This window comes from Sorangium sp. So ce281, from assembly GCF_051527395.1.
In the GTDB taxonomy this organism is placed as follows: domain Bacteria; phylum Myxococcota_A; class Polyangia; order Polyangiales; family Polyangiaceae; genus Sorangium; species Sorangium cellulosum_B.
The window spans coordinates 9,630,019-9,653,196 of the sequence record NZ_CP150322.1 but is presented as its reverse complement, the minus strand read 5'-3'; the positions used below and the strand labels follow the sequence as shown (position 1 = coordinate 9,653,196).

19 protein-coding genes are annotated in these 23,178 nt (G+C 72.0%); 17 read left to right on the top strand and 2 right to left on the bottom strand.

Going from position 1 to position 23,178, the window contains the following annotated elements; genetic code table 11:
- The first annotated feature begins 28 nt into the window (after positions 1–28).
- The 11 genes from WMF27_RS36695 (at position 29) to WMF27_RS36645 (ending at position 12,536) form a co-directional block, all read left to right on the top strand.
- The gene (locus WMF27_RS36695) at positions 29–1,177 is read left to right on the top strand and encodes a PEGA domain-containing protein (RefSeq protein WP_437764227.1); all 1,149 of its coding nucleotides are present in this window, start codon (positions 29–31) and stop codon (positions 1,175–1,177) included.
- Between the two features lie 14 nt (positions 1,178–1,191).
- Positions 1,192–2,754, top strand: coding sequence for a PGRS family protein (locus tag WMF27_RS36690; RefSeq protein WP_437764228.1), 1,563 nt, complete (start codon positions 1,192–1,194; stop codon positions 2,752–2,754).
- A gap of 334 nt (positions 2,755–3,088) precedes the next feature.
- Positions 3,089–4,006 carry a hypothetical protein gene (locus tag WMF27_RS36685; RefSeq protein ID WP_437764229.1) on the top strand — a complete coding sequence of 306 codons (918 nt, stop codon included), beginning with the start codon at positions 3,089–3,091 and terminating at the stop codon, positions 4,004–4,006.
- 128 nt (positions 4,007–4,134) lie between these two features.
- Complete coding sequence (locus tag WMF27_RS36680) at positions 4,135–5,589, top strand: PGRS family protein (protein WP_437764230.1); 1,455 nt, start codon at positions 4,135–4,137, stop codon at positions 5,587–5,589.
- Positions 5,590–5,816: 227 nt separating this feature from the next.
- On the top strand, positions 5,817–6,914 hold the full coding sequence (locus WMF27_RS36675; protein ID WP_437943341.1) for a hypothetical protein: 1,098 nt from the start codon (positions 5,817–5,819) through the stop codon (positions 6,912–6,914).
- Between the two features lie 56 nt (positions 6,915–6,970).
- Entirely contained in the window at positions 6,971–8,494 is a 1,524-nt protein-coding gene (locus WMF27_RS36670) for a PGRS family protein (RefSeq protein WP_437764232.1), read from the top strand.
- A gap of 438 nt (positions 8,495–8,932) precedes the next feature.
- Positions 8,933–9,316 (top strand): hypothetical protein, encoded by a 384-nt coding sequence (locus WMF27_RS36665; protein WP_437764233.1) that lies wholly within the window; start codon positions 8,933–8,935, stop codon positions 9,314–9,316.
- A 122-nt stretch (positions 9,317–9,438) separates the two neighbouring features.
- On the top strand, positions 9,439–10,251 hold the full coding sequence (locus tag WMF27_RS36660) for a PP2C family protein-serine/threonine phosphatase (protein WP_437764234.1): 813 nt from the start codon (positions 9,439–9,441) through the stop codon (positions 10,249–10,251).
- A gap of 84 nt (positions 10,252–10,335) precedes the next feature.
- A complete protein-coding gene (locus WMF27_RS36655) occupies positions 10,336–11,196 on the top strand; it encodes a helix-turn-helix transcriptional regulator (protein WP_437764235.1) in 861 nt (286 codons plus the stop codon).
- A 270-nt stretch (positions 11,197–11,466) separates the two neighbouring features.
- Positions 11,467–11,718, top strand: coding sequence for a hypothetical protein (locus tag WMF27_RS36650; RefSeq protein ID WP_437764236.1), 252 nt, complete (start codon positions 11,467–11,469; stop codon positions 11,716–11,718).
- A gap of 74 nt (positions 11,719–11,792) precedes the next feature.
- The gene (locus WMF27_RS36645; RefSeq protein ID WP_437764237.1) at positions 11,793–12,536 is read left to right on the top strand and encodes a DUF434 domain-containing protein; all 744 of its coding nucleotides are present in this window, start codon (positions 11,793–11,795) and stop codon (positions 12,534–12,536) included.
- A gap of 16 nt (positions 12,537–12,552) precedes the next feature.
- On the opposite strand, the gene WMF27_RS36640 is transcribed toward WMF27_RS36645, so the two are convergent.
- Entirely contained in the window at positions 12,553–13,512 is a 960-nt protein-coding gene (locus WMF27_RS36640) for an NAD-dependent epimerase/dehydratase family protein (protein WP_437764238.1), read from the bottom strand.
- A gap of 596 nt (positions 13,513–14,108) precedes the next feature.
- Here WMF27_RS36640 and WMF27_RS36635 point away from each other — a divergent pair.
- Both WMF27_RS36635 and cysK read left to right on the top strand, forming a co-directional pair.
- The gene (locus tag WMF27_RS36635; RefSeq protein ID WP_437764239.1) at positions 14,109–15,179 is read left to right on the top strand and encodes a sulfate/molybdate ABC transporter ATP-binding protein; all 1,071 of its coding nucleotides are present in this window, start codon (positions 14,109–14,111) and stop codon (positions 15,177–15,179) included.
- Positions 15,180–15,230: 51 nt separating this feature from the next.
- Positions 15,231–16,187 (top strand): cysteine synthase A, encoded by a 957-nt coding sequence (cysK, locus tag WMF27_RS36630; RefSeq protein WP_437764240.1) that lies wholly within the window; start codon positions 15,231–15,233, stop codon positions 16,185–16,187.
- Positions 16,188–16,288: 101 nt separating this feature from the next.
- Here the strand turns inward: cysK and WMF27_RS36625 are convergent, their stop codons facing one another.
- On the bottom strand, positions 16,289–16,822 hold the full coding sequence (locus tag WMF27_RS36625; protein WP_437764241.1) for a hypothetical protein: 534 nt from the start codon (positions 16,820–16,822) through the stop codon (positions 16,289–16,291).
- An 89-nt stretch (positions 16,823–16,911) separates the two neighbouring features.
- On the opposite strand from WMF27_RS36625, the gene WMF27_RS36620 reads away from it, so the two are divergent.
- The 4 genes from WMF27_RS36620 to WMF27_RS36605 are packed head-to-tail and all read left to right on the top strand — an operon-like array spanning position 16,912 to position 23,100.
- The gene (locus tag WMF27_RS36620) at positions 16,912–17,976 is read left to right on the top strand and encodes an AAA family ATPase (RefSeq protein WP_437764242.1); all 1,065 of its coding nucleotides are present in this window, start codon (positions 16,912–16,914) and stop codon (positions 17,974–17,976) included.
- Positions 17,973–20,111 (top strand): hypothetical protein, encoded by a 2,139-nt coding sequence (locus tag WMF27_RS36615; RefSeq protein WP_437764243.1) that lies wholly within the window; start codon positions 17,973–17,975, stop codon positions 20,109–20,111. Before WMF27_RS36620 ends, WMF27_RS36615 begins: the two co-directional genes overlap by 4 nt.
- Complete coding sequence (locus WMF27_RS36610; RefSeq protein WP_437764244.1) at positions 20,108–21,352, top strand: ABC transporter ATP-binding protein; 1,245 nt, start codon at positions 20,108–20,110, stop codon at positions 21,350–21,352. The genes WMF27_RS36615 and WMF27_RS36610 overlap by 4 nt, the downstream gene beginning before the upstream one ends.
- The gene (locus WMF27_RS36605) at positions 21,349–23,100 is read left to right on the top strand and encodes an ABC transporter permease (protein WP_437764245.1); all 1,752 of its coding nucleotides are present in this window, start codon (positions 21,349–21,351) and stop codon (positions 23,098–23,100) included. The genes WMF27_RS36610 and WMF27_RS36605 overlap by 4 nt, the downstream gene beginning before the upstream one ends.
- Positions 23,101–23,178: the final 78 nt, after the last annotated feature.

The window sequence follows — 23,178 nt, the reverse complement described above, 5'->3', positions numbered from 1 at the left end:
CCGGGATGGATCGACGATGGGAGACGCGATGAGAAAGCTGACGATGCACGTGACGGGCGCGGCGATCTGCGTGCTGTCCGCTTGCGCCCTGGCCCCCGCCACGGCCCTGGCACAGCCCGCGCCGCCGGCCGCGGCGGTGAGCCGGGACGACGAGGGCCGCGGCGACAACGCCCGCGCGACGCAGCTCTACCGGGAGGGGAACGAGGCGTTCAAGCAGAAGCGGTGGGCGGACGCGGAGCTGCTGTACCTGAAGGCGTGGGCGCTGGTGAGGACGTTCGACGTCGCGGCGAACCTCGGTGAGGTGCAGATCCAGCTGAACAAGATGCGGTCGGCGGCGACGTTCCTCGCGTTCGCGCTGAGGACGGCGCCGCCGTCGACGAAGCCGGAGCAGATCGCGCGGATCCGGCACTTCCTCGACCAGGCGAAGGGGCAGGTGGGGACGTTTCGCGTGCGGGTGAAGAACGTCGCCGACGCGGAGGTGCTCGTGGACGGCGAGCGCGTGCCGGCGGAGGAGGCGAAGCACGAGGTGTACGTGGACCCCGGGCCGCACGAGCTGGTGATCCGGCACGCGGGGTACGAGGACGAGACTCTGAAGGTGGTCGCGGCGCCGGGGATCACGGAGACGGTGATGCCGGAGCTGAAGCCGGAGGCGCCGGAGGCGGCGTTGGCCGGGGCGGCTGGGCAGGGGTCGGCGGGGGCGAAGGCGCCGGGGGTTGGGGGCGCGACGGGGGCGGTGGCGAAAGGGGAGGCGAAGACGAAAGCGCCCGCGGCTGGGGCGCGAGTGGAGGAGCAGCGGAGCTGGGTGCCGGTGATCGCGCTGGGGGCGGCGAGCGCGGTGGGGCTCGGGGTGGCGGTGGGGTTCACGGTGGCGGCGAACGGGGCGAAGGCGGATGGCGAGGCTCAGCAAGCCGCAATCTGGACTGCTCCCGGAGCATGCGTCGATGCCGTAAGCGCCTACGCGGATGCGTGCAAAGAGCTTCGGAAGACGGGAGCGCGCGCCGACACGTTCGCCAACACAGCGCGTGTGGCCTATGTGGCCTCGGCCGCCCTGGCTATCACTGCGGTGACCTACGCTCTCTGGCCGTGCGACAAGGGCAGCGGAGTCGCCGGGCGTGTGCTGGCGGTTCCGCGGCTTCACGCGTCGGGCGCCGAAATGATTCTGGCAGGCGCATGGTAACGAGTGAGGAAGCGATGAGAGTACGACGAAGCCGCTGGCTGCTCGGTGCGTTGGGGCTCGCTATCTGCGTGGGCGGTTGCGATGCCGTGTGGAGCAACCTGGAGGAGGACTGCTCCTTCACGCTGATGTGTGAGGAGTACCGGGGGCGCTGGAGGATCATCGAGACGCCTTCGGCGTGCGTGCCGAGCGAGACCGCCACTGGAGTGGTGGACGACGAGTGTGGGGTATTCGTATCGTCGTCGGGCGCCGACGAGAACGCCGCGACGAAGGAAGCGCCGGTGAAGACGCTGGGTGCGGCGCTGGCGCTGGCGGAAGCGAACGGAACGCGGCGGGTGTACGCGTGCGCGGAGACGTTCGAGGAGTCGGTGGAGGTCACGGGGAGCGTGACGATCTACGGGGGCCTGGACTGCGCGAGCGGGTGGGGCTGGACCGGGGAGCAGCGCAAGACGGTGCTGACGGCGAGGGCTGGAGAGATCCCGCTGGTGGTGCGCGGCGGCGGAGCCGAGGCGAAGGTGCGGGTGGAGGACGTGCACGTGCAGGCGAGGGGGATCGAACCTGCCGCTGAGGAGCTAGCGGGAGCGTCGTCGATCGCTGCGCTGGCGGACGAGGCGAACGTGGAGCTAGCGCGGTGCGTGCTGGAGGCGGGGGATGCGGCTGCGGGGGCAGAGGGCGCCGCGTACGAGACGAGCGCGCTGGGTGGAGCCGAGGGCAACAGCGGAGGCGAGGCGTGCTCGGCGGCGGCATCCCTCGGCGGTCTGTCGGTGACGAACGACTGCGGCACGCCGGAGGACGAGAGCGATGATTCGTCTGGTGGTGCCGGGGGCATCGGGCAGGAGAACCCGGGCGGTTCCGGGACTAAAGGCACGCCGGGCGCGACGCTGAACGGTGGCATGGGTGAGGAAGGAAGCACGGTCTGCACCGACGGGATTGCAGGCGAGAGCGGCCCCGAGGGCGGCTCCGGCACGGGCGCGACGGGGCTGGGCGAGATCAGCGCCAGCGGCTTCTCGGGCGCCGCCGGCCGCGACGGCACCAAGGGCGGCACTGCGCAAGGCGGGGGCGGAGGCGGCGGAGCGAAGGGCGGAGCGGGCGAAGGTAAATGCATGTCGGCCGAGTCGGCCGGCGGCGCGAGCGGCGGCTCTGGAGGCGCGGGCGGTTGCGGTGGAGTCGGTGGGCGAGGCGGCAGCGCCGGCGGCTCGAGCATCGCGTTGATCAGCGTGAACGCGACGCTGAGCTTCGATCAGGTAACGCTGAAGACGGGGCGCGGCGGAGCGGGCGGCAAGGGTGGAGCCGGGCAGGAAGGCGGCGATGGTGGGGCGGGCGGCCCCGGAGGCACGAAGCCCGAGGGAGCGACGGCGCTCAAGAACGCGTGCGCCGGAGGAGCCGGGGGCAAAGGCGGCCAAGGTGGCCCCGGCGGCGGCGGGCTGGGCGGTCACACGCTGGGGATCGCGTACAAGGGCGCGGCGCCGGCTGTGGAAGGAGCGACGGTGGAGCTTGGCGAGGCGGGCGCCGGCGGTCCTGGAGCGACTGCGGAGGGCGAGGGAGCGGCGGGCGTGAAGGCCGAGGTGCAGGCGTTCTGAGGTGACGCGGCTCGGTGCGGTGGCCGCGGCGAAGAGGACGCCGCCGCCGCGCCGAGCGAGACGACGAGGATGAAGGGCGAGACGTCGCGCTGGAGCAGGCGCGACGGACGGCGGACGTGTGCGCGCGGGGCGAGGCCGAGCGCGACGAGGCGCGAGGAGCGAGCAGGTGGACGGTGGATCTTGCGCGGACGAGGGAGCGACGGTGAGGCGAGAGCTGCATGCGGGGTGGCTTGCGATGTCGGTGCTGCTCGGGAGCACGGCGGCGACGAGCAGCGTCCGCGGAGAGGAACGAGCGCTACCGAGGTCGAGTGCAGAGGGTGAGCGTGACCGCGCGGTGCGTGACTTCGAGGAAGGGCGGAAGGCGCACGTGGAGGGGCGCTTGGAGGAGGCGGAGCTCGCTTACCTGCGAGCGTGGTCTCGGCTGAAGTCGTTCGACATCGCGGCGAACCTTGGGCAGGTGCAGCTGTTGCTGAACAAGCCTGCGTCAGCGGCGAAGCACCTTGCGTATGGGATGAGGACGGTGGGTCCTGAGGTGGAGGCGGAGCGTGTTGCGCGGATGGCGGCGCTGCTGGAGTCGGCGAAGGCGCAGGTGGGGACGGTGCGGGTGCGTGTGAAGAACGTCGCCGACGCGGAGGTGCTCGTGGACGGGGAGCGTGTGCCGGCGGAGGAGGCGAAGCACGAGATCTACGTGGACCCGGGCCCGCACGAGCTGGTGATCCGGCACGCGGGCTACGAGGACGAGGTGGTGCGGCTGATCGCGGCGCCGGGGATCACGGAGACGGTGATGCCGGAGCTGAAGCCGAAGGCACTGAAGGCGGCGGAGACGACGGCGGCGAAGGCGCCGGCGGTTGGGACGAGGGTGGAGGAGCCGCGGAGCTGGGTGTCGGTGATCGCGCTGGGGGCGGCGAGCGCGGTGGGGCTCGGCGTGGGGGTGGGGTTCACGGTGGCGGCGAACGCGGCGAGCGCGGATGGAGACAGGCAGCAAGCGATGCTGCGTCAGGCTGGCGGCGGTTGCGTAGGTGTCCCCGGCGAGTACAGCAATCTATGCTCGGGGCTTCGCGACAGCGCGTCGCGCCACGAAACACGCACCCGTGCGGCGACTGTCGCATATGTGGCCTCCGGTGCCCTGGCGATCGGTGCGGTGACCTATGCACTCTGGCCGCGTGCACGGACTGCGACGTCCCGCAGGATGCACGCATCTGCCGAGCTGAGTCCGGGCCGTGCTGGGATCGTCGTGCGAGGTGCCTGGTGAAGCGCTCGCGAGAGGTTGCGATGAGAATGCGAAGAAGCCGCTCGACTCGTGGGGTTTTGGCGTTCGCAGTAATCCTTTGTGGTTGCGACGTGGCATGGCCCAACACGACCGAGGACTGCGAATTTCTCATGACCTGTGAGCACTTCCGCGGGCTGTGGAACGACATGGAAACGCCCACGGGCTGTGTACCGAGCGAGAACGTCGCCGGCGCGGTGGACGACGAGTGCGGCGTGTTCGTATCGTCGTCGGGCGCCGACGAGAACGCCGCGACGAAGGAAGCGCCGGTGAAGACGCTGGGTGCGGCGCTGGCGCTGGCGGAAGCGAACGGAACGCGGCGGGTGTACGCGTGCGCGGAGACGTTCGAGGAGTCGGTGGAGGTCACGGGGAGCGTGACGATCTACGGGGGCCTGGACTGCGCGAGCGGGTGGGGCTGGACCGGGGAGCAGCGCAAGACGGTGCTGACGGCGAGGGCTGGAGAGATCCCGCTGGTGGTGCGCGGCGGCGGAGCCGAGGCGAAGGTGCGGGTGGAGGACGTGCACGTGCAGGCGAGGGGGATCGAACCTGCCGCTGAGGAGCTAGCGGGAGCGTCGTCGATCGCTGCGCTGGCGGACGAGGCGAACGTGGAGCTAGCGCGGTGCGTGCTGGAGGCGGGGGATGCGGCTGCGGGGGCAGAGGGCGCCGCGTACGAGACGAGCGCGCTGGGTGGAGCCGAGGGCAACAGCGGAGGCGAGGCGTGCTCGGCGGCGGCATCCCTCGGCGGTCTGTCGGTGACGAACGACTGCGGCACGCCGGAGGACGAGAGCGATGATTCGTCTGGTGGTGCCGGGGGCATCGGGCAGGAGAACCCGGGCGGTTCCGGGACTAAAGGCACGCCGGGCGCGACGCTGAACGGTGGCATGGGTGAGGAAGGAAGCACGGTCTGCACCGACGGGATTGCAGGCGAGAGCGGCCCCGAGGGCGGCTCCGGCACGGGCGCGACGGGGCTGGGCGAGATCAGCGCCAGCGGCTTCTCGGGCGCCGCCGGCCGCGACGGCACCAAGGGCGGCACTGCGCAAGGCGGGGGCGGAGGCGGCGGAGCGAAGGGCGGAGCGGGCGAAGGTAAATGCATGTCGGCCGAGTCGGCCGGCGGCGCGAGCGGCGGCTCTGGAGGCGCGGGCGGTTGCGGTGGAGTCGGTGGGCGAGGCGGCAGCGCCGGCGGCTCGAGCATCGCGTTGATCAGCGTGAACGCGACGCTGAGCTTCGATCAGGTAACGCTGAAGACGGGGCGCGGCGGAGCGGGCGGCAAGGGTGGAGCCGGGCAGGAAGGCGGCGATGGTGGGGCGGGCGGCCCCGGAGGCACGAAGCCCGAGGGAGCGACGGCGCTCAAGAACGCGTGCGCCGGAGGAGCCGGGGGCAAAGGCGGCCAAGGTGGCCCCGGCGGCGGCGGGCTGGGCGGTCACACGCTGGGGATCGCGTACAAGGGCGCGGCGCCGGCTGTGGAAGGAGCGACGGTGGAGCTTGGCGAGGCGGGCGCCGGCGGTCCTGGAGCGACTGCGGAGGGCGAGGGAGCGGCGGGCGTGAAGGCCGAGGTGCAGGCGTTCTGACGTGAGGTCGTGAGCGCTGCGGCTGCTGCGGCGGAGCGTGCGCCGCCGCAGCGTCACGAAGCAGGGCGGAGAAGACGACGTGGAGACGGCGCGCCGTGGTTGGCGCGACGAAGGGCGGACGTGTGCGCGCGGCGCGAGGCCGAGCGCGGGGCGAGCAGGTGGAAGGCGGACGTTGGGTTGCAGAGGGAGCGACGGTGAGGCGAGAGCTGCAGGCGGGGTGGTTGGCGATGTCGTTGTTGCTCGCGAGCACGGCGGCGACGACGAGCGCCCGCGGAGACGAGGAGGGAGCGATGGCGGGGCCGAACGCGGAGAGTGAGCGTGAGCGGGCGGTGCGTGACTTCGAGGCAGGGCGCCGGGCGCACATGGAGGGCCGGCTGGAGGAGGCGGAGCTCGCTTACCTGCGAGCGTGGTCTCGGCTGAAGTCGTTCGACATCGCGGCGAACCTTGGGCAGGTGCAGCTGTTGCTGAACAAGCCTGCGTCAGCGGCGAAGCACCTTGCGTATGGGATGAGGACGGTGGGTCCTGAGGTGGAGGCGGAGCGTGTTGCGCGGATGGCGGCGCTGCTGGAGTCGGCGAAGGCGCAGGTGGGGACGGTGCGGGTGCGTGTGAAGAACGTCGCCGACGCGGAGGTGCTCGTGGACGGGGAGCGTGTGCCGGCGGAGGAGGCGAAGCACGAGATCTACGTGGACCCGGGCGAGCACAACCTGGTGATCCGGCGGGCGGGGTACGAGGACGAGGTGATGCGGGTGGTGGCGGCGGCGGGGGTGACGGAGACGGTGCCGGTGACGATGAAGCCGGTGGAGGCGAAGGCGCCGGAGACGACGGGGCCGGGAGCGGCGGGGCCGGGAGCGGCGGGGCCGGGAGCGGCGGGGCCGCGAGCGACGAGCGCGCCGGGGACGGGGGGCGCGAAGACGAAGGCGCCTGCAGTTGGGACGAGGGTGGAGGAGCGGGGCTGGGTGCCGGTGATCGCGCTGGGGGCGGCGAGCGTCGTGGGGCTCGGAGTGGGCGTGGGCATGACGGTGGCGTCGAAAAACGCGAGCGCGGATGCGCACGCGCAGCGCGCTGCGATCTTGAGAGATAAGCCTGGATGCCTTCATGCAACGGGCGCCTTCGCCGAACGGTGTGGGGACATCGGACGCTTAGGATCCCGCACTGAAGATTTCGGCAACGGCGCCATCTTGGCGTACGCAGCGTCAGGCACCTTTGCCCTTGCCGCGCTGGCCATCGCGGTCTGGCCGCGCAGCCATACTGCTGCCATGGGTGTGCGAGCGTCCACCTCGCTGCAAGCTGGCGGCGCGAGCATTTCTATTGAGGCCACATGGTGAGCCTGGGGAGTGACGACCACATGACGAGCCAGGGGCGCTGGTGGAGGCGAGGGGGTGTGGGTCTTCTGCTCATCGCCTCCGGCTGTGACGGCTGGTGGATCAACGTGACCGACGACTGCGAGTTCATGCTCACGTGCGAGCATCACGACGGGCTGAAGCAGGATGGCGGCCCGCCTGTCGGCTGCGTGCCGAGCGAGAACGCGAGCGCGGTGGACGACGGGTGCGGTGTGTTCGTGTCGACGTCTGGGAGCGACGAGAACGCCGCGACGAAGGAAGCGCCGGTGAAGACGCTCGCCGCGGCGCTGGCGCTGGCCGAGCAGAACGGAACGCGGCGGGTGTACGCGTGCGCGGAGACGTTCGAGGAAGCCGTGGAGGTCACGGGGAGCGTGACGATCTACGGGGGCCTGGACTGCGCGAGCGGGTGGGGTTGGGTCGGCGAGCAGCGCAAGACGGTGGTGACGGCGGGGGCTGGAGAGATCCCGCTGGTGATGCGCGGCGGGGGAGCAGAGGCGACCGTGCGCATGGAAGACGTGCACGTGCAAGCGAGGGGGATCGAACCTGCCGCTGAGGAGCTAGCGGGAGCGTCGTCGATCGCGGCGCTGGCGGACGAGGCGAACGTGGAGTTCGCGCGGTGCGTGCTGGAGGCGGGGGATGCGGCTGCGGGAGCCGGGGGAGCTGCGTACGAGACGAGCGCGCTGGGTGGAGCCGAGGGCAACAGCGGCAACGCGGCCTGCTCGGCAGCCCTCGTCGTTCCGGGCGGAGAAGTGAAGAACGACTGCGGCACGCCGGAGGAGGAGAGCGACGATTCGCTCAGTGGTGCCGGCGGCATCGGCCAAGCGGGCACCGGCGGTTCCGGGACTAAAGGCACGCCGGGCGCGACGCTGAACGGTGGCATGGGTGAGGAAGGAAGCACGGTCTGCACCGACGGGATTGCAGGCGAGAGCGGCCCCGAGGGCGGCCCTGGTGCGGGCGCGACCGGTCTGGGTGACATCAGCGCCAGCGGTTTCACGGGCACCTCCGGCGGCGATGGCGCGAAGGGCGGCACCGCGCAAGGCGGAGGCGGAGGCGGAGGATCGAAGGGCGGCGCGGGCGCAGACAAGTGCCCGAGCGAAGCGTCGGCGGGCGGAGCGAGCGGCGGCTCAGGTGGTGCGGGCGGCTGTGGTGGCGCTGGTGGTCGAGGCGGTGGTGCAGGCGGAGCGAGCATCGCGTTGATCAGCCTGAACGCGGAGCTGAGCTTCGATCAGGTAACGCTGAAGACGGGGCGCGGCGGAGCGGGCGGGAAGGGTGGAGCCGGGCAGGAAGGCGGCGATGGTGGGGCGGGCGGCGTTGGAGGCACGAAAGCTGAAGGCGCGACGATGCTGCACGACGCGTGCGCCGGGGGCGTCGGCGGCAAGGGAGGCGCCGGCGGTCCCGGTGGCGGCGGTCGAGGCGGTCACGCGCTGGGGATCGCGTACAAGGGCGCGGCGCCGGCTGTGGAAGGAGCGACGGTGGAGCTGGGCGAGGCGGGCGCCGGCGGTCCTGGAGCGACTGCGGAGGGCGAGGGAGCGGCGGGCGTGAAGGCCGAGGTGCAGGCGTTCTGACGTGAGGTCGTGAGCGCTGCGGCTGCTGCGGCGGAGCGTGCGCTGCGGCAGCGTCACGAAGCAGGGCGGAGAAGACGACGTGGAGACGGCGCGCTGAGGTAGGCGCGACGAAGGACGGACGTGTGCGCGCGGCGCGAGGCCGAGCGCGGGGCGAGCAGGTGGAAGGCGGACGTTGGGTGGCAGAGGGAGCGACGGTGAGGCGAGAGCTGCAGGCGGGGTGGTTGGCGATGTCGTTGTTGCTCGCGAGCACGGCGGCGACGACGAGCGCCCGCGGAGACGAGGAGCGAGCGACGCCGGGGCCGAACGCGGAGAGCGAGCGTGAGCGCGCGGTGCGCGACTTCGAGGACGGGCGGAAGGCGCACGTGGCGGGTCGCTTGGAGGACGCGGAGCTCGCTTACCTGCGTGCGTGGTCGCGGCTGATCTGTGAAGATGAGCGCGATGAGAACGCCGAAGGACACGAGCGTCTCGCCCAACACCCGGGAAGCCTCCGTCGGCCGGTGGACCGATCCGGTGTGGTGCGCGATGACGCCGGAGGCGGAGAAGAAGCGCATCGCGCAGGTGGAGGCGCGACGGGCGATGGCAGCGCACGGGATCGAGGACGCCCGGCTGGAGGCGACGCTCGTGCAGCTGGCCGGTTGGGTGGAGAAGTGGGCCGCCGAGGAGCGCGAGGCAACGCAGGCGGACGACGACGTGTGGGTGAGCGCGGTGCCTGTGACGGGTGAGGCCGACCAGCGCAGGTCGCGCCTGGCGCTCGTCGGCACGGTGCTCTTCGTGCTGGGGGTCTTGTGCGGCGTGGTGCTGGCAGCGCTGCGGCTGCGCTGAGGTAACGACGTAGCGAAGCCGCGCGCGGCGCGGCTTCGTCGGGTGCAGAAGAACGCGCGCCGCCGTCTGCGGCGCGCCATGGCTCGGCTCGTCCCGAAGACGAGCGCGCGAGGAGGACGATCGTGTATCCAACGCTCGCCATCGAGGCGGCAGCGCAGTCGGACGTGGGCCGGCGGCGCAGTCACAACGAGGACAGCTTCGCGGCGCTGCCGTGCCTGGGGCTGTTCATGGTGGCCGACGGCCTGGGCGGCAACGCGGCCGGCGAGGTCGCGTCCCGCATGGCCATCGAGGTCGTCAAGGGCTGCTTCGAGGTGGACGAGGATCTCGAGGAGACGTGGCCGTACGGCACGGGGCGTCCGCACGACCGGGACGAGGTGCGGCTGGTGATGAGCGTGCGGCGCGCGAACCGGGCGATCTACGAGGCGAGCCAGAAGAAAGAGGAGGTGCGCGGCATGGCGACGACGTTCGCGGGCGTGCTGCTCGGAGCAGGGATGGCGTACATCGCGCACGTGGGCGACTCGCGTGTGTACCGGATGCGCGGCGGCAAGCTGGAGCGGCTGACGCGGGATCACACGCTGCTGGAGGAGCTGCTGAGCGAGGGGGACGCCGCGCTTGCAGCGCTGGAGGCGCTGAGCGGCCGGGCTGATGCGGTGACACGCGCGCTCGGGTGCGACAAGAGCGTGGAGATCGAGTCGCGCGTGGAGCCGACGCAGCCGGGCGACGTGTTCCTCGTCTGCTCGGACGGCCTCTGGGGCCCGGTGCCCGAGCGGCGCATCGAGGGGATCCTCGGGGCGCACCGGGACCTGAGCTTCGCGGCGGAGCTGCTCATCGACCTCGCCAACGAGGCCGGCGGCCCGGACAACGTGACGTGCGTGCTCGCACGCCTGGGAGGCGGGGCGAGACGGCGCGCTGTGGCAGGCGCGACGAACGGCTGACTCGAGGGGACGCCTCGGGTCGGGCAGCACAAGGCCGGGCTCCGCGGTGCACCGGACAAGAAGGCTCACGGTTCAGGAGGGAACATGGAAGACATGCTGGGTGCAATGTGGCTCGTCTCGCCGCTCGGGCTCGCGATGATCGCGTGCGTCGCGATCGGCTTCGCGGTCACCGCGCGCGAATCGCTGGGACGCGAGCGGGGGGTTCGTGAGGCGCGCGAGCAGGCGCGTGATGAAGAGGAGGCGGCTCTCACCGATGCGAAGGAGCAGGCATCGGGGGAGCGGGACCGCTACCGGCGCCTCCTGGACTGTCACGTCGATGCGGCGCTCGCCGAGCGGAGAGACGCCCGAGGGCGCCCCGTCCCCTGGCCCTGGCCGGGAAGGGTCCTCGAGTCGTTCTGCGCGACGACGCCTTCGTGGAGGAGGAAGCTGGCCGAGTGCACGGGGTTGGAACCGAGGGAGGTGGAGCGGCTGCTGAGGAGCGACCTGCCCATGACGCCCGGCCTCGCGCGGCAGCTGGAGACCTTCACCGGCACGCCGGCGCGGTACTGGGAGCGCCTGTGGCGGCTGCACGACGACCGCCGGACGGATGCGGAGGAGACCGTGGTGTTCCGGGTCGGCGAGCCCGTCACCAAGCGTGAGAGCTCGGCGTCGCCGCCGATCCCTCCCCGCGCGCTCGACACGCCTCCGCCCGTGGTGGCGTCTCCCGAGCTCGCGGCCGGTAGCCCGCGGGCGAAGCTCCCGCCGCCTCCCCTGCCGCAGCTCCGGCCACCGCGCCCTGTCCGGGCCGCCACGGGGGAAGAGCTTGCCCATCGCGCTGCCCCCCTGACGAGCTTCCCGCTGCAGCCCGACGAAGGGGGGACGAGCGCGGCCAGCGCGTCCGATTGGGAGGAAGCAGAGCGCTCTCCCCTGAACACGACGCTCCCGGGAGTAGGGCGCCGTGGGTGAGAAGATCTCTCCCTCCGGGATCCCTGGCCGGACGCCTGGTGGCTGGGCGTATGGCGGTCCGGACAACGTGACGTGCGTGCTGGCGCGCCTCGGGAGCAGGTGAGGTGCGCGGTGATGACGCGCTGCTGCCTCCCGTCACGGGCGCACCAAGAACATGAGAATTTTACGCAGCCGCGCGTAAGCGCGCGATCTCGGGCGTCGGCGATATAGCGCTTGGCGAGTGGTTTCGTCGGCGGCAGAATGAGTGCCCTCATTCGAAGAGGAGCGCTCGTGGCCAAGCGTCGGCGGTTCAACGGGAACGGCACGCGTCGTTCGGACAACGTGATTCACGTCAGCCCAAGACTGATGTGGGAGCTCGCGTGGCTGCGGAAGCTGGGGATCGAGGACGTCGACTGGGATCCGGAGCTGTGTTGCCCGGAGTGCAGAGCAGAGCGAGCCGCGCGCGGGGAACCTGTGGAGGAGCTCACGCCGCCCTCCGGCATCGGGCTCAAGCTCCCGCTGCCCGAAGACGAGCGCGAATGATCGACGGGCGCGATGCAAGGGCGCCCGTCCAGGAGAGCAACGAAGTGCCGAGGTGACGAAATCAGGAGACAAGAGTGCCGGGTGAGCACAGCGGCGCGCCGCGCGGCGGACACCCGGACGATGAACGGCTGTTCGGCCCCGATGCCGTCCGGACGCTGCGCGTGGCCTTCGAGGAGGTGACGTGGCTCCTCGGCCGCGGCTATCCGCTGCGCACGGCGATCCGGACCGCCGGCGACCACCACCAGCTGGCCGCACGCCAGCGCCTCGCGCTGCAGCGGGCCGCGTGCTCGGACGCGCAGCGGGCGTCGCGCCTCGCGCGCTGCGCCCCGTCCTCGTCGCTCCAGGGCGCGGAGGTGAACATCGACGGCTTCAACCTGATCATCACCCTGGAGGTGGCGCTCGCGGGCGGGCTGCTCGTGCGCGGGCCGGAGGGGGCGCTGCGCGATCTCGCGGGGCTGCGCGGCAGCTACGCGCCGATCGCGGAGACCGACGCAGCCATCGATCGGATCGGCGACGCGCTGTCCGGCGCCGGCGCGGCGCGCGCGCGCTTCCTCCTCGACGCGGCCATCCCCAGCTCCGGGCGGCTGCGCGCGCGGATCCTGGAGCGGCTCGGGGGCGCGCCCCTCTCGATCGAGGCGACGCTCGTCCCTGACCCCGACCGCCTCCTCGCGGGGGCGGCGGGCGTGATCTCGTCCGACAGCGTCGTCCTCGATCGCTGCGTGGGCTGGGTCAACCTCGCGGACGAGATCGTGAGCGCGCGCGTGCCGGCGGCGCGCGTGGTCGAGCTCGTCCCTTGCGGAGGCGGCGCCGGCGCGTGAGGGCGCGGCGCGCCCGTCACCGGCAGAGTCCGAGCCGCCTCGTTTGCCAGGCGACCTGCGCCGCGAGCCCCTCGCGCAGGGGCACCCGGGGCACGTACCGGAGCGCCGCCTGCGCCGCCGCGGTGTCCGCCCAGGTGCGCCGGACGTCGCCGGGCTGCGGCTCTCCCCGCTCGACGCGCACGGGGCCTGCGAGCTCCCCCAGCAGCCCGAGCGCGTCGTTGAGGCTCACCCGCGAGCCGCCGCCGATGTTGAACACGCCGACCGCGCCGCCTTCCATGGCGTCGACGTTGGCCTGCACCGCGTCGCTCACGTACGTGAAATCGCGCGTCTGCTCGCCGTCGCCGTACACGCGGACCGGCTCGCCCTTCAGCACGGCGGCGATGAACCGGTGAAACGCCATGTCGGGGCGCTGCCTGGGGCCGTACACCGTGAAGTACCGGAGCGAGATCGTGGGCAGGCCGAAGTTGAGCCGATACAGCTCGCAGAGCTGCTCGGCGGCGAGCTTCGTCACCCCATAGGGCGAGTGGGGGGCGGTCCGGCTGGATTCGTGCATGGGCATATCGCCCGTGTTGCCGGAGGGGTCGCCGTAGACGGAGGAGGACGAGGCATAGACGAGCTTGCGCACCTGGCCGTGCGCCCTGGCTGCCTCCAGCAGCCGCTGCGTTGCGAGCACGTTGTCGCGCAGGTAGATTTCGAAGCTCTGTCCCCAGCTCGGGCGCACGCCCGCCTGCGCTGCCTGGTGGAAGACGACCTCGCGGTCCGAGAGCAGCGGGCGGAGATCGTCTGTCGCGAGGTCGGCCGTCGAGAGCGAGAAGCGCGGTTCGCCGCGCAGCCGTGCAAGGTTCCCCTCCTTGAGCTCGCGGGCGTAGTAGTCGGTGAAGCGGTCTACCCCGAGCACCTCGTGTCCGAGCTCGATCAGCCGCTCCGCCAGGTGGGAGCCGATGAATCCGGCCACCCCCGTCACCAGACAACGCATCCGCCTTCCGTCCTGGTCCTGCCGCGTCGCGGCCTCGCGTCCTCGTCCAGCCGCGCCGCGGCCTCCGGTCCCGGGCCTGCCGCGTCGCGGCGCGGCGATGCTAGCACCTCGGGCCGTCCGTTGAGTCGGGCAGCAGCCCGCCGCGCCGCTGAGCTCGCTTGGGGGTTCGGGAACCGAGCAAGCAGGGACCGACCGGGGTTGGGGGTCCGGGACCGGGACCGACCGAGGTTGAGGACCGACCGAGGTTGAGGACCGACCGAGGTTGAGGACCGACCGAGGTTGAGGACTGACCGACCGAGGTTGAGGACTGACCGACCGAGGTTGAGGACCGACCGAGGTTGAGGACCGACCGAGGTTGAGGACCGACCGACCCGGGAGGGGGACGGCCTGAGCACGGGCTCCGCGCTTCCTGCCCTCTGTCAGCCTTCTTGCAACAGCACCCCCCACGCTTCTTGCAAATACGCCCACCTTTCCGATGTGTATTTCTGAATCTGGTTGCGCCTACCCGCCCGGCGGGCGACGCTGGTGCGCGCTCGGGCCCCTCGCTTTTCTGTCCGAGGCGCGGTCGAGACGGGTCGGAAGGCTAGCTGTTGCTTATGGGAATTGTTGTCGAGCGGCTCACGAAGCGGTTCGGTCCGAACAAGGTGGTCGATGACGTCTCGTTCGAGATCGAGAGCGGCGCGCTGGTCGCGCTCCTCGGGCCGAGCGGAGGTGGCAAGAGCACCGTCCTGCGCATCATCGCCGGGCTCGAGAGCCCCGACTCCGGCGAGGTCATCCTGAACGGCAAGAACGCGACCACCACCCGCGTCCAGGACCGGAACATCGGCTTCGTCTTCCAGAACTACGCGCTGTTCAGGCACATGAGCGTGCGCGACAACATCGGCTTCGGCCTCAGCATCCGGAAGCGGCCACGGAAGGAGATCGCGGCCACCGTCGACGAGCTCCTCAGCCTCGTGCAGCTCGACGGGCTCGGCGGCAGGCTCCCGCACGAGCTCTCCGGCGGCCAGCGGCAGCGCGTCGCGCTGGCGCGCGCGCTCGCGCCAGGCTCGTCGCTGCTCCTGCTCGACGAGCCGTTCGGGGCGCTCGACGCCAAGGTCCGCCTCGAGCTGCGCGAGTGGATCCGGAGGCTCCACAAGGAGCGAGGGATCACGAGCGTCTTCGTGACCCACGACCAGGAAGAGGCGATGGACCTCGCCGATCGGGTCATCGTGCTGCACAAGGGGCGGGTCGAGCAGATCGGCACCCCGGAGGAGATCTACGATCGTCCGGCGACCGAGTTCGTCGCGAGCTTCGTCGGGTCGATCAACGTGCTCAAGGGGGAGGTGCGCGACGGCCAGGCGGCGCTCGGGACCCTCGCGGTGCACGCTCCCCCCGGGACCGGCGACGGCGCGAGCGTGCACGCCTTCGTACGTCCGCACGACATCGAGGTCCACACCCGGATCGACTCCTCGAAGACGCCTGACGCCGACGACGCCAGCGTCGCGCGCGTCGAGCGGCTGTCGCGGGTCGGGTGGATGGTCAAGGCAGAGCTCCGCCTCTCCGACGGCCAGCCGCTCTCCGTCGAGCTGACCAAGGATCGCGTCGCCGAGCTCGGCCTGTCCGAGGGGGACAGGGTGCTGGTAAATCTCCGAGACGCCAAGATCTTCGTGCAAGATTACTCCATCTAGCCCGCTGGCCGGCGCTCCCGTCCGGCCAACGGCCACCACGGGAGGCGGCACGTGGCTTCAATCTTCGACGACATCGCGGCGACGATCGGGCGCACCCCCCTCGTCCGCCTGAGCTCTGCGGGCAAGGGTCTGCGCGCCGAGTTGATCGGCAAGGTCGAGAGCCGGAACCCCGGCGGCAGCGTCAAGGATCGCATCGGCCTCGCGATGGTCGAGGACGCGGAGCGGCAGGGCAAGCTGAAGGCCGGGAGCGTCCTCGTCGAGCCGACGAGCGGCAACACGGGCCTCGCGCTGGCGATGATCGCCGCGGCCAAGGGCTACCGGCTGATCCTCACGATGCCCGAGTCGATGAGCCCGGAGCGGATCGCGCTGCTCCGGGCGTTCGGGGTCGAGGTGCTGCTGACGCCCGGGTCGCTCATGGTGCAGGCCGTCGCGCGGGCGCGCCAGATCGTGGAAGAGACGCCCGGCGCGGTGATGCTCCAGCAGTTCGAGAACCCGGCGAACCCCGCCGCGCACCGCGTGACGACCGCGCGCGAGATCTGGGAGGACACGGACGGGACGGTCGACGTCGTGGTCGCCGGCGTGGGGACCGGCGGGACGATCACCGGCGTGGGCGAGGTGCTCAAGCAGAAGAAGCCGGGCGTGAAGATGATCGCGGTCGAGCCCAGGAACGCGGCCGTGCTGAGCGGCGGCCGCGTGGGCGCGCACCTGATCCAGGGCATCGGCGCGGGCTTCGTCCCGAAGATCCTCCGGCGCGAGCTCATCGACGAGGTGGTGCCCGTGTCCGAGGACGAGTCGTTCGACGCCGCGCGCCGGCTCGCCAAGACCGAGGGCATCCTCGTCGGCATCTCCGGCGGGGCGGCGATGGCGGCGGCGCTGTCGATCGCGGCGCGCGACGAGATGCAGGGAAAGAGGATCGTGGTGATCCTCCCCGACGGCGGGGAGCGGTACGTCACCTCGCCGCTCTTCAAGGAGCTCGTCGGTTGCGCTCGCGCGGCCGTGCCCCGCTGAACCGCCAGGGAAGGCAGCCGCACATCGGGTCGCCTTCCCCGCAGAAGCACTCCGCCTTCCTGGGCGCCTGCGGCGCCGCCGGCCTCGCGGCCTTGGCCTGATCACTCGATGCGGACGGCGACGAGGACCTTCATCCACACCCCTTCGGGCGGGATCGTCTTCGTCAGATCGACCTTGCCTTCCCAGTCGACGTGCACCGTGTAATCGCCGCTTTCGTCGTCCTTGTAGAAGAAGGGCCGGATGTCGTCGTGATAGACCCGATCGAGCGGGACGATGCGCTCCCCGGCAGGCATCGGCGCCTTCTTGGCGACGACGGTCGACTTGCCGTCGACGACGGCCGAGGCGGAGACGCTCTTGAGGAAGGTGAGGTCAGGCACGTTGTCGTCGCGTGCTTCCAGCCGGATGTACATGAGCTCGGCCCTGTCGACGGAGCTCGGGTCCTCCGAGACGGAGAGCTCGCTCCATCCGGAGAAGGTCGACTGCGAGGTGGGCTTCACGAGGAACTTGGTCTCCACCTCATGCTCGCCGACGACCGCGGTACAGGCGCTCGCGCCGAGCGACAGCGCCACGGTGAGCGCCGCGCCGCTGCGCGCGGCAAGGCAAAGCGAAGCGAGCCCACGGCGACAGGTCAACATAAGCATCCTCCTTCGCAAGACATAGCATGGCGAGGTCCGATCGACGCGCGGGGCGCGGCCGGCTATCGTCGTCGGCCGAGGGCGACCAGATGGCGGCGGAATCAGGCGCGGGTATTGACGGCGGTCAGGGCACGGCCCCTGCGTCCTTCGAGGCGAGGCTCGAGCTCGCCCAGCGGACGAGCACGCGGCTGCGAGACGCGATCGGGCAGGCCGTGGTCGGGCAGGACGACGTCATCGAGCAGACGCTGTGGGGGATCCTCGCGGGAGGGCACGTCCTCCTCGAGGGGGCGCCCGGGCTGGGCAAGACGCTCCTCGTCAGGACCATCGCCGGCTGCCTGGATCTCGCTTTCTCGCGCATCCAGTTCACCCCGGATCTCATGCCGAGCGACGTGACCGGCACGAACGTGCTCGTCGCGGCGGCGGACGGCTCGCGCCACTTCTCGCTGCACAAGGGGCCGATCTTCGGGCAGGTGATCCTGGCCGACGAGATCAACCGGGCGACGCCGAAGACGCAGAGCGCGCTGCTCGAGGCCATGCAGGAGCACGCGTGCACCATCGCGGGCACGCGGTACGCGATGGAGGAGCCGTTCTTCGTGCTGGCGACCGAGAACCCGATCGAGATGGAAGGGACCTACCCGCTGCCGGAGGCGCAGCTCGATCGGTTCCTGCTCAAGGTGCTCGTGCCGAGCCCGACCGAGGATGAAATGACCGAGATCCTCGCCCGGACCACGGGCCACGATCGCGGGCCGCCGCCGCGGGTGCTCACCCGCGACGACGTGCTCTCGCTGCGGTCGCTCTGCCGCGACATCGCGGTCGCCGAGCCCGTCATGCGGTACGCGTCGCGGCTCACCCGGGCGAGCGATCCGGCCGCCGAGGGGGCGCCCGAGATCGTGCGGAGGTCGCTCCGGTTCGGCGCCGGCGTGCGCGGCGCGCAGTCGCTGGTGCTGGCCGCGAAGGCCGCGGCGCTGCTCCAGGGAAGGGCGCACGTCGCCTTCGCCGACGTGCAGCGGGTCGCGAAGCCGGTGCTCCGCCACCGGATGATCCGGTCCTTCGAGGGCGAGGCGGAGGGGATCACGACCGATCAGGTGATCGCGGCGCTCCTCTCCGCGATCGAGGCGCGCCCCGAGCCCGTGGCGCAGGCGATCCGGCGATGAGGCGCGTGGAGGAGCCGCGGGGGCAGGCGATCCGGAGCGGGTCGCTGAGGAGAGGCGCGAAGGGCCTTGCGGGGGCGGCGTGGCTCGTGGCGCTCTTCTCGGCGGGGCCCGCGTCCGGGCAGGCGCCGCCCCTGTCGACCGCGGCGGCGCTCGTCGTCGACGTGGCGCCTGTGCTCGGGACGAGCGGCGGGATGCCCTGGGGCTGGAACCAGGTCGTCGTGCGCGTCCAGAACAACGGCGGCCGGGCGGCCAGGGGCGAGGTCGAGGTCGAGTCGAAGCGCTACTCCGATGACCGCGTCTTCGTCGCGTCGGCGCCGTACGCCGTCGGGGCTGGCGCGTCGGTCGACGTGCGCGTGCCGGTGCACGTGTCGCCTTTCGGCGACGTGCAGGTGCGGGCGCTCGATGAGGGCGGAGCGCAGGTGTCGTCGCAGGGGCTCCCGTCGACCTCGCAGCACGCGGTGGTGCTCTTCGACGTCAGCGAGAGGTCGCTGCTCCGCGGGGGCCTCCACGACGCGCCGATCGCGCCGCTGTACATATCGACCAGCCGCGCGCCCGGGGGGACGCCGAGCCCTGTCCTCTGGGTCGGGCAGCCTCGCTTCGACAGCGCGACCGGCGACCCGCTGCTGCCCGACCGTGCGGCCCTGTACAACGCGGCGGACGCCGTGCTCATGCGCACCGACACGCTGTCCAGGCTGGGCGGCTCCGAGCTCGAGGCGCTCGCCGGCTTCGTCCTCTCCGGCGGCACGCTGGCGCTGTCCGTCGCCCGCCCCGAGGATCTGCGGCACCCGACGCTCGCGGCGTTCGTCGGCGGCGAGGTCGCGAGGGCGGCCATCGCGCCGCCCACCCTCGCGGAGATCGCGCCGCCCGGCGGCTCCAGCGGCTTTGGCAAGCAGGGCAACGTGCTCCTGCCCGCGCCGAGCGCGACCCCCGCGGTGGCCGAGTCGCTCTGCGGCTGGTCGGGCGGCAACCTGCGCGGGAGCGCGTATGGCAGCTCGGCGTTCTACGGCCTCGGCGAGGTGCACCTGCTCGCGTTCGACCCCACGCGCTCGCCCGCGGCCAGCGACCCGTGGGTGAAGATCCGGGTGGCCGATCTCGCTCGCCGAGCCTACGACCGTCGCTCCACGGTCGCCTTCCGCCCGGGGGAGGATGCGATGGGCGTCGACCTCGATCCGGTGCGGCGGGAGCTCGATCCGAACGAGAGCTCCCGCTGGGCGATCGGGGTCTCCGCGCTGCTGCTCTGCATTTACGCGGTGCTCGCCGGTCCGATCAATTTCTCGCGCGCCGCGCGGCAGGGGAGGCCGCTCCGCGCGCTCTGGCACCTGCCGGTGCTCTCTGCGGTGACGTTCGCGGTGATCGTCGGCGTGGGCCTGCTCGCGAAGGGGGTGCGCGGCCGGGCGCGCCACCTCACGCTGATCGAGGCGGGGGCCGGCATGACGAAGGGGGCGGTGCGCCGGTTCCGGGGCTTCTTCGTCGCCAGCGCGGAGGAGCTCACGGTCCGCACGACCGACCCGAGCGGCGTGATCAGCACGGCGGTGGCCGCCGAGCTCTCGGAGCGGCGCGACCGGCTGCTCGTGGATCGCGACGGGGCGCGGCTGACGAAGGTCGCGGCGCTCCCCTGGCAGACGGTGATCGTGCGTGAGGACGGGGCCGCGTCGCTCGGGGACGGCATCGCGCTCGTCGCCGATCCGAGCGGCGACGTCGTGGTGAGCAACCGGAGCGGCCGCGACCTCCGGGCCGGCGTCCTGTGGCTACCGGAGGGCGCGGCCCGCTACTTCGCCCGCATCGGCGACGGAGAGAGGGTCTCGTCGCGCGCGGGGGTCGATCTCGCGGCGCGGAGCGAGGGGCAGGGCTGGCTCTCGCACGCGGGCTTCGGGCGGCGGGTCGGCGGCATGGACGTCCACGACCTCGGCGGGAGGCTGCTGGCTCCGCTCCTCGAGCCCGACGCGCCGGGGCTGGGCGCCGCGTGGCTGGCGATCGAGGAGGCGGCGGGCGGATCGGTCGACTGGTTCCCGGCCGGCGTGCCCGTGCTGTTCGGCCAGCTCGACGGCGGCGAGGGGCGCGCGAGCGACTCCGGGTTGCGGATCGACAGCGATCGCGTGCTCGTGCGGGTCGTGGGCTACGGAGGCCGGCCGTGAGCGCGGCGCTCGGCGGCGCTCCGCCCTCCACGGCCGCGGCGCAGATCGAGCGGCCTCGGCCGACGATCCGCGTCCGGCACCTCTCGCACCGCTTCGGCGCGCTCGACGTGCTGAAGGACGTCACCTTCGACGTGGGCCCCGGCGAGATCTTCGGCTTCATCGGGCCGAACGGCGCGGGCAAGACGACGACGATCCGGGTCATGGCGACCCTGCTCGAGCCCATGGCGGGGCGGGTCGAGATCGACGGCGTCGACGTGACGATCGACCCCGCGGCTGTCCGCCGCAGCATCGGGTACATGCCGGATCACGCCGGCGTCTACGACAGGATCACGGTGCGCGAGTACCTCGAGTTCTTCGCGGACGCCTTCCGGGTGCCGTCGCTCGACGTGGTCGACGCCGTCCTGGAGCTGACCGACCTCGGCAAGATCCAGGACCGGATCGTCGCCACGATGTCGAAGGGGATGAAGCAGCGCCTCCAGCTCGGGAGGATCCTGCTGCACGATCCGAAGGTCCTCATCCTGGACGAGCCGGCGAGCGATCTCGATCCGCGCGCGCGCATCGAGATCCGCGATCTCTTGCTCGAGCTCCGGAGCCTGGGGAAGACGATCTTCCTCTCGTCGCACATCCTCACGGAGCTCTCCGACGTGTGCACGTCGATCGGCATCCTCGAGAAGGGCCGCCTCGTCGTCGCCGGGCCGATCGGGGAGATCGCCGCGCGCCTCGAGGCGGTGCGCGCGGCGCAGGCGCACGGGCACGCGCCGCCGCGCCACGGCGCCGCGTCGGGCGCGTACGGGGCGCAGGCGCACGGGCACGCGCCGCCGCGCCACGGACCCGAGGCGGCCACGCCCGACGGCGCGCCCGTGGATCCGGCCTCCGCCGATCGCTCGCAGGCCGGCGGTCCGCCGCCCGGATACGGCCAGCACGCGCCGCACGCCGCTGCGCCGGCGAGCGCGGGGCAGGCGGCCTATCCGGCGCTCTCGCAGATCTCCCGGCGCAAGGTCAAGGTGCGGGTCCTCGGCGATCCCGAGGCAGCGGCCTTCCTGGTCAGGGGCGGGCCGGGGATCACCGACGTCGACATCGTCGCCGGAGCCGTGCACGTCGGTTACGTGGGCACCGACGTGAAGATCGCCGAGATCGTGCAGCACCTCGTGCGCAGCGGCGTCGGCGTGATCGGCGTCGAGCCGGAGCGCAATGAGCTCGAGAGGATCTTCCTGGAGGTCACGCAAGGAGAGGTGCAGTGAGCGTGCAGACTGGCACATCGCCGCCCGCCGGTCCGGCGTCGCGGCGGCTCGTCGATCGGGCGCGGCATCGCGTGGGGCACGTCCTGCGCGAGCCGAACCCGATCTGGATCCGCGAGCTCAAGCAGGCGGCGCGCCTCGCCCGCACGCCGATCATCCTGCTCGTGCTGGCCGTGCTGATGGCGCTGCTCGTGACGGCCATCGGCGGCATCGCGGCGAAGGAAATCGCGCCCGCGAAGACGGGCGTGATCCTGTTCCAGGTCTTCTTCTCGCTCGCGTACTTCGTGGTGGCGCTGGTCGGGCCGGCGGTCGCCGCGAACAGCATCGCTTCGGAGCGCGAGGGGCGCACCTGGGAGGCGGTGCTCCTGACGGGCATCCCGCCCGGCGAGATCGCGCGAGGCAAGTTCCTCGCCGCTTACACGGCGATCTCGATGTACGTGGTGATGCTCGCGCCGGTCGGGGCGCTGCCGTTCCTGTTCGGCGGGATCGCCGCGATGGAGGTGGTGATCGCCTTCCTGTTCCTCTTCTTGATCGCGCTGCTCAGCGTGGCCTTCGGCCTGGCGATCAGCTCGAAGATGGGGAGCCTGCGCGCGGCGATCCTCGTCACGCTGCTGCTCGCATTCCCGCTGTCGATCGGCCTGTTCTCGGCGGGTGGCTCGGGGCTCTCGTACGCGGCCCACCTGGCCTGGCCGGAGGTGCCCGAGGGGCCGCCCATCTGGCTCCCGATCGCCTACCAGCGCGCGCCGCTCGGCCTCGATTACGTGCTCTTCCTGATCCTCCTGCCGATTGCGGCGATCGGCGTGCCCGCGTGGTTCCTGTACCAGGTGACCGTCGCGAACCTCACGAGCGAGAGCGACGACCGCTCCTCCGGGCTGAAGACGTGGTTCGCGGTCTGCGCGCCCGTGGCGACCGCCGCCGTCGCGGTGCCGGCGTTCTCGGTGGACGCCTCCGATCGCCTGCCCGCGATCGTCGCGGGCGTGTGCGCGGCGCTCTCGTTTCTGATCTTCTGCGTGTTCCTCTTTGCCGGAGAGCCGATCGGCCCATCGCGCCGCGTCGAGGTTCACTGGGCTCGGAGCCGCGCCAGCCGGCTGCGTCGCTTCTTCGGCCCCGGCGTGATGCGCTCGGCGTACCTCCTCCTCGCGGTGGGGGTCCCCGCCATCGCCGCGCTCTGGGTCGTCGGGCACCGGCTGAGCCTCGGCGCGCCCGTCCCGATGCCGGCGATCCATGCGCAGCAGGTCCAGCACGTCGCCGTCTATGCGCTCGCCGTCTACGTGTTCCTCGTCGGGCTCGGCGCGTTCCTTCGCGCGCGGATCGCCTCGCCCCTGGTCACGCGGGCGCTGCTCCTGACGCTGCTCTTCACGATCGCGGTCGGCCCATGGATCGTCGCCGCCATCGCCGGCCTCGTCGCGGAGCTCGACACGAGCGAGAGCGCTCTCCTCGTGGCGGCCCCGTCGCCGTTCTATGCGTTCGTGATGCTCTCCAAGGCCGATCAGGGCGACGCGGGGTCTGTCCTCGCCGCCGGGTACACGGCCGCAGCTGGCTGGGTCGCCGTCGGGCTCGGCCTGCTCGCGGCGGCCCGCGCGCGCTGCGCTGCCGTGGTCGCGCAACGCGAGGCCGCCTTCGCCGAGACGGACGCGCTCCTCGCCCGGGAAGACGAGGCGGCGCTCGCGGCGGAGCAGGCAGCAGCGCCGCCGCACGCGACCACGCCCGAGCACGCGGAGCCAGGGAGCGCCGCGGGCACCGCCGCCTGATCACGGGCGTGATCGCGGCGAGCTCCGAAATCGTACGTGCATGTCTCTTTGTGTGGAAATTTGGAGCGCGACCGGGGA